11 protein-coding genes are annotated in these 15,257 nt (G+C 66.3%); all 11 read right to left on the bottom strand.

Features of this window, described 5'->3' with window-relative positions:
• Positions 1-83: 83 nt before the first annotated feature.
• Entirely contained in the window at positions 84-875 is a 792-nt protein-coding gene (tpiA, locus tag DOE79_RS01155; protein WP_120336926.1) for a triose-phosphate isomerase, read from the bottom strand.
• A complete protein-coding gene (locus tag DOE79_RS01150; protein WP_120336925.1) occupies positions 866-2,080 on the bottom strand; it encodes a phosphoglycerate kinase in 1,215 nt (404 codons plus the stop codon). The genes tpiA and DOE79_RS01150 overlap by 10 nt, the downstream gene beginning before the upstream one ends.
• Positions 2,081-2,094: 14 nt before the next feature.
• Entirely contained in the window at positions 2,095-3,099 is a 1,005-nt protein-coding gene (gene gap / locus DOE79_RS01145; protein ID WP_066595509.1) for a type I glyceraldehyde-3-phosphate dehydrogenase, read from the bottom strand.
• An 89-nt stretch (positions 3,100-3,188) separates the two neighbouring features.
• The gene (locus DOE79_RS01140; RefSeq protein ID WP_120336924.1) at positions 3,189-3,815 is read right to left on the bottom strand and encodes a superoxide dismutase; all 627 of its coding nucleotides are present in this window, start codon (positions 3,813-3,815) and stop codon (positions 3,189-3,191) included.
• A 104-nt stretch (positions 3,816-3,919) separates the two neighbouring features.
• Complete coding sequence (gene whiA, locus DOE79_RS01135) at positions 3,920-4,900, bottom strand: DNA-binding protein WhiA (RefSeq protein ID WP_066595520.1); 981 nt, start codon at positions 4,898-4,900, stop codon at positions 3,920-3,922.
• Between the two features lie 57 nt (positions 4,901-4,957).
• Positions 4,958-5,833, bottom strand: a complete 876-nt coding sequence (rapZ, locus tag DOE79_RS01130) for an RNase adapter RapZ (RefSeq protein WP_066595529.1) — start codon at positions 5,831-5,833, stop codon at positions 4,958-4,960.
• Between the two features lie 59 nt (positions 5,834-5,892).
• Positions 5,893-7,854, bottom strand: a complete 1,962-nt coding sequence (uvrC, locus tag DOE79_RS01125; protein ID WP_120336923.1) for an excinuclease ABC subunit UvrC — start codon at positions 7,852-7,854, stop codon at positions 5,893-5,895.
• A gap of 13 nt (positions 7,855-7,867) precedes the next feature.
• Positions 7,868-10,735, bottom strand: coding sequence for an excinuclease ABC subunit UvrA (gene uvrA, locus DOE79_RS01120; protein WP_245977061.1), 2,868 nt, complete (start codon positions 10,733-10,735; stop codon positions 7,868-7,870).
• 102 nt (positions 10,736-10,837) lie between these two features.
• On the bottom strand, positions 10,838-12,901 hold the full coding sequence (uvrB, locus tag DOE79_RS01115; RefSeq protein ID WP_066595536.1) for an excinuclease ABC subunit UvrB: 2,064 nt from the start codon (positions 12,899-12,901) through the stop codon (positions 10,838-10,840).
• Between the two features lie 9 nt (positions 12,902-12,910).
• Positions 12,911-13,573 (bottom strand): dephospho-CoA kinase, encoded by a 663-nt coding sequence (gene coaE, locus DOE79_RS01110; protein WP_120336921.1) that lies wholly within the window; start codon positions 13,571-13,573, stop codon positions 12,911-12,913.
• A 173-nt stretch (positions 13,574-13,746) separates the two neighbouring features.
• Positions 13,747-15,204, bottom strand: a complete 1,458-nt coding sequence (rpsA, locus tag DOE79_RS01105; RefSeq protein ID WP_066595554.1) for a 30S ribosomal protein S1 — start codon at positions 15,202-15,204, stop codon at positions 13,747-13,749.
• Between the last annotated feature and the right edge of the window lie 53 nt (positions 15,205-15,257).

Here is a 15,257-nt window from a genome sequence, read left to right as displayed (position 1 = left end):
CCACCAAGACCACTGGCAATTATAGCCTGACGGCAAAACGAAACCCGCCGCACCCCCCGAGTGGGGGATGCAACGGGCGTTCGTTACAGTCCGACGTGCTTCTGGAACCGGACGATGCTCGAGAACTCGGTGATGTCGAGGCTCGCACCGCCGACCAGGGCGCCGTCGACGTTCGGTTCCTTCATGAAACCGGCGATGTTGACGCCCTTGACGGAACCGCCGTAGAGGATCCGGGTCTTGTCCGCGACGTCCTGGCCGAGCACCTCGGCGAGGGTCGTCCGGAGCGCTGCAGCGACCTGTTCGGCCTGCTCGGGCGTTGCGGCCTGGCCGGAGCCGATGGCCCAGACCGGCTCGTACGCCACGACGATGTCAGCGGCGTTGTCGACACCCGCGAGGGCTGCCTTCAACTGTGCGACGGGAACGGCGCTGGGGCCGTGCAGCTCGAGGTCCGCGGCGGTTTCGCCGACGCAGATGATCGGAACCAGGTTGTGCTTCAACGCTGCGGTCACCTTGGCGGCGACGACCTCGTCGGTCTCGTTGTGCAGGGTGCGTCGCTCGGAGTGACCGATGAGCACGTACTGGCACTCGAGTGCGGCAAGGAACGCCGCCGAGATCTCGCCCGTGTAGGCGCCGGACTCCTGGGTGGAGACATCCTGTCCGCCGTACGCCAGCGGCAGCTTGTCGGCCGCCACGAGCGTCTGCACGCTGCGAAGGTCGGTGAAGGGCGGGAACACGGCAACCTCGGTGGAGGTGAAGTCGTGGCCGGCGTCCTTGAGGCTCCAGGCGAGCTTCTGGACGAACGCGATGGCCTGGAGGTGGTCCAGGTTCATCTTCCAGTTGCCCGCAATCAGTGGGACACGCGTGTTTACTGCCATCCGAGGACCTCCAGTCCTGGCAGTCGCTTGCCCTCGAGGAACTCGAGGCTGGCGCCACCGCCGGTAGAAATATGACCGAACTGGTCATCGTTGAAACCGAGGATGCGAACTGCGGCGGCGGAGTCTCCTCCACCGACGACGCTCAGTCCGTTGACCTCGGTCAGAGCGGCGGCAACCGTGCGGGTGCCGTCGGCGAAGGGTGCCAGCTCGAATACGCCCATGGGGCCGTTCCAGAAGACTGTCTTCGACTCACGGATGATCGCTGCGAACGCAGCGGCCGTGTCCGGTCCGATGTCCAGGCCCAGGCCGGCAGCGCCGAACGGGGTGTCCTCGATCTGATCGGCCGGCGTGGTGACGTATTCGGCGTCGGCCCCGAACTTGGAGGCCACGACGACGTCCGTCGGCAGCACGATCTTGACGCCGAGGCGCTCGGCCTCGGCGAGGTAACCGCGCACGGTTTCGATCTGGTCGACCTCGAGCAGGCTCGCGCCGACCTTGTGGCCCTGGGCCGCGAGGAAGGTGAAGAGCATGCCGCCGCCGATGAGCAGCGAGTTCACCCGCGGAAGCAGGTGGCCGATGACGCCGAGCTTGTCCGATACCTTCGAGCCGCCGAGGATCACCGTGTACGGCGCCTCCGGCTTCTCGGTGAGGCGGTCGAGCACGTCGAGTTCTGCTGCGATGAGCAGGCCGGCGGCGCTCGGCAGGATCTGAGCCAGGTCGAAGACGCTGGCCTGCTTGCGGTGCACGACGCCGAAGCCGTCGGAGACGAGGGCATCGCCGAGGGCGGAGAGCTCGGTGGCGAAAGCCACCCGCTCTGCGTCGACCTTGCTGGTCTCCCCCGCGTTGAAGCGGAGGTTCTCCAGAACGACGATGTCGCCGTCCGCCAGGGCCGCGACTGCGGCCTGGGCGGACTCGCCGACGGTGTCCGCTGCGAATGCCACGGGGGAACCGATCAGTTCAGCCAGGCGTGCCGCTACCGGCGCGAGGCTGTACTTGGGGTTGACCTGGCCGTCGGGGCGCCCGAGGTGAGAAACGATCACCAGACGGGCGCCCTGTTCGACCAAGGCCTTGAGGGTGGGCAGGGACGCCCGCACGCGGCCATCGTCGGTGATCTGGCCGTCTTTCAACGGAACGTTCAGATCACACCGAACGATGACGCGCTTGCCGTGGAGCGATCCCAGCGATTCGATAGTGCGAAGCGTCACTGCGAGTCCCCTAGTTAGAGACGCTCGGCGACGAACTCGGTGAGGTCAACCATGCGGTTGGAGTAGCCCCACTCGTTGTCGTACCAGGAGGACAGCTTGACCTGGTCGCCCAGGACGCGCAGCAGGCCGGCGTCGAAGATCGAGGAGTGCGGGTCGGTGACGATGTCGCTGGAGACGATCTCGTCCTCGGTGTACATCAGGATGCCCTTGAGGGGGCCCTCTGCTGCTGCCTTGTAGGCGGCCTTGATGGCCTCGACCGTGACCGGCTTCTCGGCGACGACGGTGAGGTCGGTGATGGAACCGGTGGGCACGGGTACGCGCAGGGCGAAGCCGTCAAGCTTGCCGGCGAGCTCGGGGAGCACGATGCCGAGGGCCTTGGCGGCACCGGTCGACGTCGGGATGATGTTGACGGCGGCGGCGCGGGCACGACGGAGGTCGCTGTGCGGGCCGTCCTGCAGGTTCTGGTCTGCGGTGTACGCGTGGATGGTGGTCATCAGGCCGCTCTTGATGCCGAAGTTGTCGTTGAAGACCTTGGCCAGCGGTGCGAGGCAGTTGGTGGTGCAGGAGGCGTTCGAGATGATGTCGAACTTCGCGGAGTCGTACGTCTCCTCGTTGACGCCCATGACGATCGTCGCAACGTCGCCGGTGGCGGGAGCGGAGACGATGACCTTCTTGGCACCGGCGGTGATGTGCTTGCGTGCATCGTCGGCCTTGGTGAAGCGACCGGTGGACTCGATCACGATGTCGACGCCCAGGGCGCCCCAGGGCAGGTTGGCCGGGTCGCGCTCGGCGAGAACCTTGATCGGCTTGCCGTTGACGAGGATCGAGTCGCCCTCGACGGAGACGGTGGCGTCCAGACGACCCGTGATGGAGTCGTATTTGAGGAGGTGGGCCAGCGTCTTGGTGTCGGTGAGGTCGTTGACCGCAACGATCTCGATGTCGCTGCCCTGGGCCAGTGCGGCGCGCAGGTAGTTGCGGCCGATGCGGCCAAATCCGTTAATGCCAATCTTTACAGACACGAATGACTCCTGTTATTGATGGCGCGTGTGGCGCCGGTGGTGGGGATGAAAAAAGCGAAAGTGGGGGTCGGCCGGTGGGCCGATGAGCGCTACGAGAGTAGCAGCAGGCCGTTGGTCTTCTCCCGGGCGGCGAGGAAGCGGGCCTGCACGTTTTCCCAGTCGACGATGTTCCAGAACGCCTTCACGTAGTCGGCACGGACGTTCTGGTAGTCGAGGTAGTACGCGTGCTCCCAGACGTCGAGCATGAGCACGGGAACGGTGCCGGCAGCGAAGTTGGCCTGCTGGTCGAAGAACTGCTGGATGATCAGGCGCTGCCCGATCGAGTCCCAGGCGAGCACCGACCAGCCGGAGCCCTGCACGCCCATCGCGGTCGCCGCGAAGTGGGCCTGGAATTTGTCGAAGGAACGGAAGAAGTCGTCGATCGCGCTGGCGAGTTCGCCGACGGGCTTGTCTCCGCCGTTCGGCGACATGTTGGTCCAGAAGATCGAGTGGTTGACGTGTCCGCCGAGGTTGAACGCGAGGTCCTTCTCCAGCTTGTTGACGTAGCCGAGGTTGCCGGAATCGCGGGCATCCGCCAGCTGGGCCAGCGCCGTGTTCGCGCCGGTCACGTACGCCTGGTGGTGCTTGCTGTGGTGGAGTTCCATGATGGTGCCGCTGATGCTCGGCGCGAGAGCCGAGTAGTCGTAAGCCAGTTCAGGCAGGGTGTATTCGGCCATAGCTCATATCTCCTCATTTATGTGGCGGCGGCAAGATTTCTCCCGCCACCTGCACTGTAAGTGACCTTTTTAGTCTACTCAGGTGGATAGGGGACGTTAGTCCCTCACACGTCGTCGAGGTCGGCGGGCAGGTTCGCGTCGGTGCCCGGGATCCCGAGGTCGACGGCCTTCTTGTCGGCCATGGCGAGCAGCCGGCGGATGCGTCCGGCGACGGCGTCCTTCGTCATGGGCGGGTCGGCGTGATGGCCGAGTTCGTCGAGGCTGGAGTCGCGGAACGACAGTCGCAGCTCCCCCGCATACCGCAGGTGCTCGGGGATGTCGTCACCGAGGATCTCCATGGCCCGGTCCACGCGGGCGCAGGCAGCGACGGCGGCCTGCGCGGAGCGGCGGAGATTGGCGTCGTCGAAGTTGACGAGGCGGTTGGCGGTGGCGCGCACCTCGCGGCGCTGCCGGAGGGCCTCCCAGTTGAGCACGGTCTCCTGGGCGCCCATCTGCACGAGCATGGCGCCGATAGCGTCACCGTCACGGATGACGACGCGGTGCACACCGCGCACCTCGCGGGCCTTCGCGACGATGCCGAGGCGTCCGGCGGCTCCCACGATGGCCATGGCAGCCTCGTTGCCCGGGCAGACGACCTCGAGCGCGGCGGAGCGGCCGGGATCGGTCAGCGAGCCGGCCGCGAGGAACGCACCGCGCCAGACGGCCGCGATCTCGTCCTTGGACCCGGTGGTCAGTCGGTTGGGCAGGCCGCGGATGGGGCGGCGTCGGGCGTCGAGCAGGCCGGTCTGGCGCGCGAGGGTTTCGCCGCCCTCGAGCACGCGCACGAGGTAGTGGTTGGTGCGCCGCAGGCCGGAGGCCGTGATCACGGAGACGTCGCTGCGGACGCCGTAGAGCTCGGCGAGGTCCTTCCGCACCCGTCGGGCCAGCAGGGCTGTGTCGAGTTCCGACTCGATGGCGATGCGGCCGGAGATCATGTGCAGACCGCCGGAGAAACGCAGGATCGTGGCTAGTTCTGCCGCCCGAACCGTGGTCTTCGAAACCTCGACGCGTGCTAATTCATCTTTGACGTCGATGGTGAGTGCCAATCGTCATTTCCATTCTGTTGTTCGGGCCTGCCGTCGTGGTCGACGGCGGGCCTGCCGTTATTCTCGTCCGAGGTCGCGGTGCTTGAGGCTCACCGCGACGCCGGGAAATTCTTGGAGCAGCCCGGCCAGTTCCCGTGCCATGGCCACCGAGCGGTGCTTGCCACCCGTGCAGCCGATGGCGATGGTGGCGTGACGTTTGTTCTCCCGTTGGTATCCGGCCAGGACCGGGCGCACGGCGGCGGCATACGCGTCGATGAACTCCCGCGCGCCTTCCTGGCCGAGCACGTAGTCGCTGACCTCGGGGTCGAGGCCGGTGTGCGGGCGCAGCTCGGGGATCCAGAACGGGTTGGGCAGGAAGCGGGCGTCGGCGACCATGTCGACGTCGGTGGGGAGACCGTACTTGAAGCCGAAGCTCATCACGGTGAGGTGCAGCCCGGCCGCGTTCTCGGCGGCGAAGCGCTCCGTGATGGTGGTGGCCAGCTGGTGGATGTTGAGGTCGGAGGTGTCGATAACGATGTCGCAGGACTCACGGACGACGGCCAGGCGGGTGCGCTCGGCGGAGATCCCGTCGAGGATGGTGCCCTCCCCCTGCAGCGGGTGCGGCCGGCGCACCGCCTCGAACCGGCGTACAAGTACATCGTCACGCGCCTCGAGGAAGATCACCCTGACCTGGGTGCCGCTGCGAAGCGCCTGGACGAGTTCTTGGAAATCGCCGAAGAAATCCCGGCCGCGGATGTCGACGACGGCGGCGATCTTGGGCAGGTTCGTTCCGGCCCGGCCGACGAGCTCGACCAGCGGTCGGAGCATCTGCGGCGGCAGGTTGTCGACGACGTACCAGCCGAGATCCTCCAGCGCGTTCGCCACGGTCGATCGTCCGGCGCCGGACATGCCCGTGACGATGAGCATCTCCTGCTTCTGGGTCTCCGTGCTCATGCTGGATTGCGCCTTCGGTCGAAGTGAGTGAATGTCCAGCTTATCGACCGGTGACGCGCTCAGGCGCGCAGATGCCGGTGGATACCCTCCGCTAGGGCCGGTCCGATGCCGCGGATCTCGGCGATGGAGTCCACCGACGCCTCCCTGAGCTTGGCGACCGAACCGAAGTGAGCCAGCAGGACCTTGATCCGCGCGGGGCCCAGGCCCGGGATCTCGCCCAGGATGGTGTTGATGTCACGTTTGCGCCTCGCCCGCTGGTGAGTGATCGCAAAACGGTGGGCTTCGTCTCGGATCCGCTGGATGAGGAACAGGGCGTCGCTGTTGCGGGGCAGGATGACCGGGTAGTCGGAGTCCGGCAGCCAGATCTCCTCGAGCCGCTTGGCGATGCCGCACAGGGTGATGCCCTCGACCCCGGATTCCCGGAGGGCGCGCGCCGCCGCGGCGACCTGCGGCTGGCCGCCGTCCACGATGAGCAGGTTCGGCTGGTAGCGGAATTTCTTCCGTTTCGCCGCTCCGCCGCTGCCGGTCGCGTCCTCTGCCTCGTCCGGGGAGGGAGCTTCGGCGGGAGGGGTGAGACCGGCCGCCTCGCCGTCGACCGTGATGACCCCGCCCGTCGGCAACGCCTCCGGGGTGCTGCCGTCCGGCACCAGGTAGGCCAGCCGCCTGGTGAGCACCCGGTAGAGCGAGTCGGTGTCATCGGTCGACTCCGGCACCCCGAACCGGCGGTACTCGTCCTTGCGCGGCAGGCCGTCTTCGAAGACCACCATGGAGGCGACGATGTTCGTGCCGCCGAGGTGGGAAACGTCGTAGCACTCCATGCGCAGCGGCGCCGAGTCCATACCGAGGGCCTCCTGCAGGTCCTCCAACGCCTTCGACCGTGCAACGAAGTCCGAGCTGCGCCGGGTCTTGTAGAGCATCAGCGCCTGCTTCGCGTTCTGGGTGGCCGTGGCGAGCAGCGCCGCCTTCTCGCCGCGCTGGGCGGCCACGAGCCGCACCTTGCGGTTCGCGATGCCACCCAGCCAGCCCTCGAGCGCGTCGGCGTCGTCGGGCAGTTCCGGCACCACGATCTCCCGGGGTGGCCTGGCGTCGCCCGTGTAGGCGGTCTGCATGATCGAGTCGATCAGCTCGCTCATGCTCAGGTCGAGTTCCTTGTCGACGACCCAGCCGCGCACACCGCGGATGCGTCCGCCGCGCACGATGAACAGCTGCACGGCCGCCGCCAGTTCGTCCTGCTCGATCGCGAACAGGTCGATGTCGACGTTGTCCCGCAGTACGACTGCGCTCTTCTCGAGCACGGCGTCGAGCGCCTTGACCTGGTCGCGACGCCGGGCGGCAAGCTCGTAGTCCTGGGCGAGCGAGGCCTCCTTCATCTGCGCCGTCAGGCTGTTGATGAGCTTGCGATCCTGGCTGCCCATGAAGCTCACGAAGCCGTTGACGATCGTGCGGTGCTCCTCGATGCTGACCGTGCCAGAGCAGGGTCCGAAGCAGCGACCGATCTGACCGGCGAAGCAGGGCTTGCCCGACTGCATGGCGCGCTTGTAGTTGGCGTTGTTGCAGGTGCGGATCGGGAACGCCTTGAGCATCAGGTCGATCGTCTCGTGCACGGCCCAGACCTTGGGGTACGGACCGAAGTACCGCGCGCCCTTGATTCCCGTGGTGCGCGTCACCAGGGCCCGCGGGGCCTCGTCGGCCAGCGTCACCGCGAGGTAGGGGTAGGACTTGTCGTCCTTGAACTGGACGTTGAACGGCGGATCGAACTCGTTGATCCAGGTCCACTCCAGCTGTAGGGCCTCGACCTCGGTGCCGACGGTCGTCCATTCGACGCTGGTCGCCGTGGTGACCATCCGGCGGGTGCGCTCGTGCAGGCTGCTGAGCGGCGCGAAATAGTTGCTCAGCCGGGCCCTGAGGTTCTTGGCCTTGCCCACGTAGAGCACCCGCCGGGAGGCGTCACGGAACCTGTACACACCGGGTTCGGTGGGAATCTCCCCCGGCTTGGGGCGATAGCTCAGTGCGTCAGACATCGTGTTCCTCTGCCTACCGTGCGGCGAGGACCTCCTTCAGGAACATTCCGGTGTGGCTCTTCTTGACCGAGGCGACGTGCTCGGGGGTGCCGGTGGCGAGCACCTTGCCGCCGCCGGAGCCGCCCTCTGGACCGAGGTCGATGACCCAGTCCGCCGACTTGATCACGTCGAGGTTGTGCTCGATCACGATCACGGTGTTGCCCTTGTCGACGAGGCTGTTCAGCACCAGCAAGAGCTTACGCACGTCCTCGAAGTGCAGGCCGGTGGTGGGCTCGTCGAGGACGTAGACGCTGCGCCCGTTGGAGCGGCGCTGCAGTTCGGTGGCCAGCTTGACCCGCTGGGCCTCGCCGCCCGAGAGGGTCGTGGCACTCTGGCCCAGCCGCACGTAGCCCAAGCCCACCTCGACCAGGGTCTTGAGGAAACGATGGATCGCCGAGATCGGCTCGAAGAACTCGGCCGCCTCGCTGATCGGCATGTCCAGGACCTCGGCGATGTTCTTGCCCTTGTAGTGCACGGTGAGGGTGTCGCGGTTGTAGCGCGCTCCCCCGCAGACCTCGCAGGCCACGTACACGTCGGGCAGGAAGTTCATCTCGATCTTGATGGTGCCGTCGCCGGAGCACGCTTCGCAGCGGCCACCCTTGACGTTGAAGCTGAACCGGCCGGGCAGGTAACCGCGCGCCTTGGCCTCCATGGTCTCGGCGAACAGTGTGCGGATCTTGTCGAAGACCCCGGTGTAGGTGGCGGGGTTGGAGCGGGGCGTGCGCCCGATCGGGGCCTGGTCGACGTGGATGACCTTGTCGAGCTGGTCGAGACCGGTCACCTTGCTGTGCTTCCCTGGCAGCTTGCGGGCTCCGTTGAGCCGGTTCGCGAGCACCCGGTAGAGCACATCGTTGACCAGGGAGGACTTGCCGGATCCGCTCACGCCGGTGACGGCGGTGAAGACGCCCAGCGGGAACTTGACGGTGACCTTGCGGAGGTTGTTCGCCTCTGCGCCGACGACAGTGATCTCCCGCTCGGGGTCGAGCGGGCGACGGGTCGCCGGCGTGGCGATCGACTTGCGGCCGGACAGGTAGTCGGCGGTGAGCGAGCCGGTGTTGGTGAGCAGGTCCGCATACGAGCCGGAGTGCACCACGTGGCCGCCGTTGACACCGGCGCCCGGTCCGATGTCCACGACCCAGTCGGCCGTCTTGATGGTGTCCTCGTCGTGTTCGACGACGATGAGGGTGTTGCCGAGGTCGCGCAGGGCCACCAACGTCTCGATCAGGCGCCGGTTGTCGCGCTGGTGCAGGCCGATGCTGGGTTCGTCGAGCACGTAGAGCACACCCGTCAGGCCCGACCCGATCTGGGTGGCCAGGCGGATGCGCTGCGCCTCGCCGCCGGAGAGCGTGCCGGCGGCGCGGGCCAGACTCAGGTAGTTCAGGCCCACCCGCAACAGGAAGTCCAGACGCACCTTGATCTCGCGCAGCACCTGGGCGGCGATGGTCTTCTCACGGTCGGTCAGCTCGAGCTTGTCCATGAAGTCGCGGGCCTCGCTGAGGCTGAGGCTGCAGATGTCGGCGATGCTCATGTCGTGCACGAGCACGGCGAGGACCTCGGGCTTGAGCCGGGTTCCGTCGCAGACCGGGCAGGCGACCTCGCGCAGGTATTCGCCCCAGCGCTGGCGCTGGGAGTCGGTCTCGGCCTGGAGGAACTGGCGTTCGATGTAGGGAACAACGCCCTCGAAGCCGGAGGTGTAGCTCATCTCCCGGCCGTAGCGGTTCTTCCACTTGACCTTGACCTCGAAGTTGTCGCCGCGCATGACGGCGGTGCGCACCTCCTCGCTCAGCTTCTTCCACGGGGTGGTGAGCTTGAACTTGAGATCGCGGGCCAGGCCGTCGAGAAGCTTCTCGTAATACTGGAAGAGGCCCTTGCCCTGGGTGGTCCAGGGCAGCACGACACCCTCCGCGATGCTGAGATCGGGGTCGCCCAGGAGCAGGTCCTCGTCGACCGACATGCGCGTGCCCAGGCCGGAGCACTCAGGGCAGGCGCCGAACGGGGCGTTGAAGGAGAAGGTGCGGGGTTCGATCTCGGTCAGTTGCACCGGGTGGTTGTTCGGGCAGGACAGCTTCTCGGAGTAGCTCTGCCAGGCCTCGTCGCCGGTGAGGTCGACGAAGTTGATCTGCACGAGCCCGTCGGTGAGCTTGAGGGCAGTCTCCAGCGAGTCGGTGAGCCTGCTGAGCAGGTCGGGGCCGGCAACCAGGCGGTCGACGACGACGGAAATGTCGTGCTTGAGCTGCTTCTTGAGGATCGGCGGTTCGTTGAGCTGGATCTGGGTGCCGTCGACCATGGCGCGGGAGTACCCGCCGGCGGCGAGCTCCTTGAACAGGTCGACGAATTCGCCCTTCTTCTGCGAGACGACGGGGCTGAGAATCTGGTAGCGCACCCCGGTCTCGAGCTCCATGAGCTGGTCGGCGATCTGCTGCACAGTCTGGGACTGGATGACCTCACCGCAGACGGCGCAGTGCGGCACGCCGATGCGCGCCCAGAGCAGGCGCATGTAGTCGTAGATCTCGGTGATGGTGCCCACCGTGGACCGCGGGTTGCGGTTGGTGGACTTCTGGTCGATGGACACCGCGGGGCTGAGGCCCTCGATGAAGTCGACGTCGGGCCGGTCGACCTGACCGAGGAACTGGCGGGCGTATGCGGACAGCGACTCGACGTACCGTCGTTGCCCCTCCGCAAAAATGGTATCGAAGGCGAGCGATGACTTGCCCGACCCCGATAGACCTGTGAACACCACGAGCGAATCGCGCGGGATGTCCAGGTTGACGTTGTGCAGATTGTGCACGCGAGCACCACGGACGCTGAGTTGAGAGCCGTGCTCTACCTCTGAAATTGACACCATTCGAGTCTATGCAGTGCCACCGACACTCCAGTGCCACCCGGGCGCCGCCCGGGCCCTACCCGGTCTCCAGCAGGGCCCGGGCGGCCCGGGCGGGCCCGATCAGGCCAGGTGCCCGGCCTTCTCCATCTGGCGGAGTTCGCGCTTGAGTTCGGACACCTCGTCGCGCAGGCGACCGGCCAACTCGAACTTGAGTTCGCCGGCTGCCTCGAGCATCTGGGCGTTGAGGTCGGCGATGATCGACTCGAGGTCGTTGGCGCCGTTCGCGGCCAGGCCCTTGCGCATTGAGGGGGTGGGACTGCGGCGCCTGGCGTCGCGACCGGCCAGGAGTTCTGCCGTGTCGGCCTCCTCGCGCGCGAGCACATCCGTGATGTCGGCGATGCGCTTGCGGAGCGGCGTCGGGTCGATCCCGTGCAGGGTGTTGTACTCCACCTGCTTCTCGCGCCTGCGGTCGGTCTCGTCGATGGCCCTGGCCATCGAGTCGGTGATCCGGTCGGCGTACATGTGCACCTCCCCGGACACGTTCCGGGCCGCACGGCCGATGGTCTGGATCAGCGAGGTCGACGAGCGCAGGAAGCCTTCCTTGTCGGCGTCGAGGATGGCCACCAGGGAGACCTCTGGCAGGTCGAGGCCCTCGCGAAGCAGGTTGATGCCCACCAGCACGTCGTAGACGCCCTGGCGCAGTTCGGTGAGCAGCTCCACCCGGCGCAGGGTGTCGACGTCGGAGTGCAGGTACCGCACCCGCACGCCGGCCTCGGTGAGGAAGTCGGTGAGCTCCTCGGCCATCTTCTTGGTCAGCGTGGTGACGAGCACGCGCTCGTTGAGCCCGACGCGCACCCGGATCTGCTCGAGCAGGTCGTCGATCTGGCCGGCGGAGGGCTTGACGATGATTTGCGGGTCGACGAGTCCGGTCGGGCGGATGATCTGCTCGACGATGCCGTCGGCGATGCCCATCTCGTATTTGCCCGGCGTGGCGGAGAGGTACACGGTTTGGCCGACCCGGTCCTTGAACTCGTTCCACTTCAGCGGCCGGTTGTCCAGCGCGCTCGGCAGGCGGAAACCGTGCTCGACGAGGGTGCGCTTCCGGGATGAGTCGCCCTCGTACATGGCGCCGATCTGCGGCACGGTGACATGGGATTCGTCGATGACGACGAGGAAGTCGTCGGGGAAGTAGTCCAGCAGGCAGTGGCCGGGCTCCCCCGCGCTTCGCCCGTCGATGTGCCGGGAGTAGTTCTCGATGCCGGAGCAGAACCCGATCTGCTCCATCATCTCCAGGTCGAACGAGGTGCGCATCCGCAGGCGTTGCGCCTCCAGCAGCTTGCCCTCGCGTTCCAGCTGGCCGAGACGTTCGGCCAGTTCCTCCTGGATAGTGCCCATGGCGCGCTGCATGACATCCGTGCTGGCTACGTAGTGCGAACCGGGGAAGACCGAGACGGCGTCGAGCTTCTTGACGACGTCGCCGGTGAGCGGATGCAGGCTGTACAGCGCCTCGATCTCGTCACCGAACATTTCGATGCGGATGGCGAGTTCTTCGTACATCGGGATGATCTCGATGGTGTCGCCGCGCACCCTGAAATGGCCGCGGGAGAAGTCGATGTCGTTGCGCTGGTACTGCATGGCCACGAACTTGCGGATCAGCCAGTCCCGGTCGACCTTCTGGCCGACCTGCAGGGCAACCATGGCCTCGAGGTAGCCCTCCGGCGTGCCGAGGCCGTAGATGCAGGAGACCGTGGAGACGACGATGACGTCGCGACGGCTGAGCAGCGAGTTGGTTGTGGAGTGCCGGAGCCGCTCCACCTCTTCGTTGATCGACGAGTCCTTCTCGATGAAGGTGTCCGTCTGTGGAACGTAGGCCTCCGGCTGGTAGTAGTCGTAGTAGGAGACGAAGTACTCGACGGCGTTGTTGGGCATCAGCTCACGGAACTCGTTGACGAGCTGGGCCGCCAGGGTCTTGTTGTGCGCGAGGACGAGCGTCGGACGCTGCACTTGCTCGATCAACCACGCCGTAGTGGCGGACTTACCGGTGCCGGTGGCTCCGAGCAGAACGATGTCGGTCTCACCGGCGTTGATGCGGCCGGCCAGCTCGGCGATGGCACCAGGTTGGTCACCGCTGGGGGTGTATTCGCTCACGACCTCGAACGGGTGAACGGAACGGGTAGCTTCCATGCTTCCAGTCTAAGGAGCACCACCGACACTCGGGTCGGCCGCCGCCCCTGCCGCCTCCGGGTGGGCGTCGTGATGCGAGCGCAGCTTGCGTTTCCAGAGCCTGTCCACCTGGCTCAGCGTGGCATCGAGGGACCCGGTCGAGTCGATGACGGCGTCGGCCACGGCGAGGCGCTCGTCGTCGCCGGCCTGCGCTGCAATGCGGCTTCGCGCGTCGGCTTCGTTCATGCCGCGGAGCTCCACCATGCGGCGCACCCGGGTCTCGGCATCCGCGTGCACGACCACGATGAGGTCGAAAGGGTGGCCGACGGAGGCCTCGACCAGCAGGGGCACGTCGTAGACCACGACGACGTGCGGGTTGGCCCGCTCCGCCGCGTCGATGGCCTGCGCGGACAGGGCCCGCACGGCGGGGTGCACGATCTGGTTGAGCAGGTTGAGCGCCGCCGGGTTGCCGAAGACGATCGCGCCGAGGGCGGCCCGGTTGAGGCTGCCGTCGGTGTTGGCGACCTCGTCGCCGAAGACCTCGATCACGTGCGCCAGCGCAGCCGTGCCCGGTGCGACGGCCGCCCTGGCCAGCTGGTCGGCGTCGATCACCACGGCTCCGTGCTCGCCGAAGCGCTTGGCCACGGTGCTCTTCCCCGATGCGATCCCGCCGGTCAACCCAATCAAGTACACGGCCCCATGCTAACGAACGCACCGGAACGTGGGCCGTGGGCCCCGCCGCTGTGGGTGAACGTGCAGGAGGGGAATGACCCGTGATTCTGCACCGGCCGCGTCTGTTAACCGGCACAGGCCGGACCCCGAAGGGTCCGGCCTGGTCGACCCCGGCCTGAGCCGGAGGGATACTGCTAGTTGTTGCTGCTGAGCTTCTCGCGCAGGGCGGCAAGCGCCTCGTCGTCGGCGAGGGTGCCGGCTCCGGCGGTCTCGCTGGAGAACGAGTTGCCAGCGGCGGACGCGACGTCGCCGGGGGCGATGATCTCGTCGTTCGCGGATGCGACCTGCTTCTTGTGAGCTTCCCAGCGAGCCTGGGCTGCAGCGTAGTCCTGCTCCCACTTCTCGCGCTGGGTCTCGAAGCCTTCGCGCCACTCGTTGGTCTCCGGGTCGAAGCCCTCGGGGTACTTGTAGTTGCCCTGGTCGTCGTACTCGGTGAGCATTCCGTAGAGCGCCGGGTCGAACTCGGTACCCTCGGGGTCGACACCGTCGTTGGCCTGCTTGAGGCTCAGCGAGATGCGGCGACGCTCCAGGTCGATGTCGATGACCTTGACGAAGACCTCGTCGCCGACCGAGACAACCTGCTCGGCGAGCTCAACGTGCTTGCCGGACAGCTCGGAGATGTGCACGAGGCCCTCGATGCCCTCTGCGACGCGAACGAACGCACCGAAGGGAACGAGCTTGGTGACCTTACCCGGTGCAACCTGGCCGATGGCGTGGGTGCGGGCGAAGACCTGCCACGGGTCTTCCTGCGTGGCCTTGAGCGACAGGGAGACGCGCTCGCGGTCCAGGTCGACCTCGAGGATCTCAACGGTGACTTCCTGACCGACCTCGACGACCTCGCTGGCGTGCTCGATGTGCTTCCAGCTGAGTTCGGAGACGTGAACCAGACCGTCAACGCCACCCAGGTCGACGAACGCACCGAAGTTGACGATCGACGAGACGACGCCCTTGCGGACCTGTCCCTTCTGGAGGTTGTTGAGGAACGTGGTGCGGCTCTCGGACTGGGTCTGCTCGAGCAGTGCGCGACGCGACAGGACCACGTTGTTGCGGTTCTTGTCGAGTTCGAGGATCTTGGCCTCGATCTCCTGGCCCAGGTACGGGGTCAGGTCGCGGACACGGCGAAGCTCGATGAGCGACGCGGGCAGGAAGCCACGCAGGCCGATGTCGACGATGAGACCGCCCTTGACGACCTCGATGACCGATCCGGTGACAACTCCGTCGGATTCCTTGATCTTCTCGACGTCGCCCCATGCACGCTCGTACTGAGCACGCTTCTTCGACAGGATGAGACGGCCTTCTTTGTCTTCCTTCTGAAGAACGAGGGCCTCGACCAGGTCGCCGACCTTGACGACCTCGGAAGGGTCAACGTCGTGCTTGATGGAAAGTTCGCGGGAGGGGATGACACCCTCGGTCTTGTAGCCGACGTCGAGGAGAACCTCGTCGCGGTCGATCTTCACAACGGTGCCCTCGATGAGGTCTCCGTCGTTGAAGAATTTCAGAGTCTTTTCGACCGCGGCAAGGAAGTCTTCAGCAGATCCGATGTCGTTGATGGCGACCTGCTTGGGTGCCCGTTCGGTCGTTGCGATTGTCATGTAGTAGTTGCTCCAGGATGGACATATTCGGGCCAGAAGGGAAGGACGTGCGA

The sequence above is a fragment of the Cryobacterium soli genome (assembly GCF_003611035.1).
Taxonomy (GTDB): domain Bacteria; phylum Actinomycetota; class Actinomycetes; order Actinomycetales; family Microbacteriaceae; genus Cryobacterium; species Cryobacterium soli.
The sequence above is the reverse complement of the archived record's forward strand: the minus strand, read 5'-3'. Positions and strand labels throughout refer to the sequence as shown.

Bases quoted from the DNA above. Each gene is read 5' to 3' on its own strand.
- tpiA (WP_120336926.1), bottom strand. From the start codon at position 875: ATGGCAGTAAACACGCGTGTCCCACTGATTGCGGGCAACTGGAAGATG.
- DOE79_RS01140 (WP_120336924.1), bottom strand. From the start codon at position 3,815: ATGGCCGAATACACCCTGCCTGAACTGGCTTACGACTACTCGGCTCTC.
- rapZ (WP_066595529.1), bottom strand. From the start codon at position 5,833: ATGAGCACGGAGACCCAGAAGCAGGAGATGCTCATCGTCACGGGCATG.
- uvrC (WP_120336923.1), bottom strand. From the start codon at position 7,854: ATGTCTGACGCACTGAGCTATCGCCCCAAGCCGGGGGAGATTCCCACC.
- uvrB (WP_066595536.1), bottom strand. From the start codon at position 12,901: ATGGAAGCTACCCGTTCCGTTCACCCGTTCGAGGTCGTGAGCGAATAC.
- rpsA (WP_066595554.1), bottom strand. From the start codon at position 15,204: ATGACAATCGCAACGACCGAACGGGCACCCAAGCAGGTCGCCATCAAC.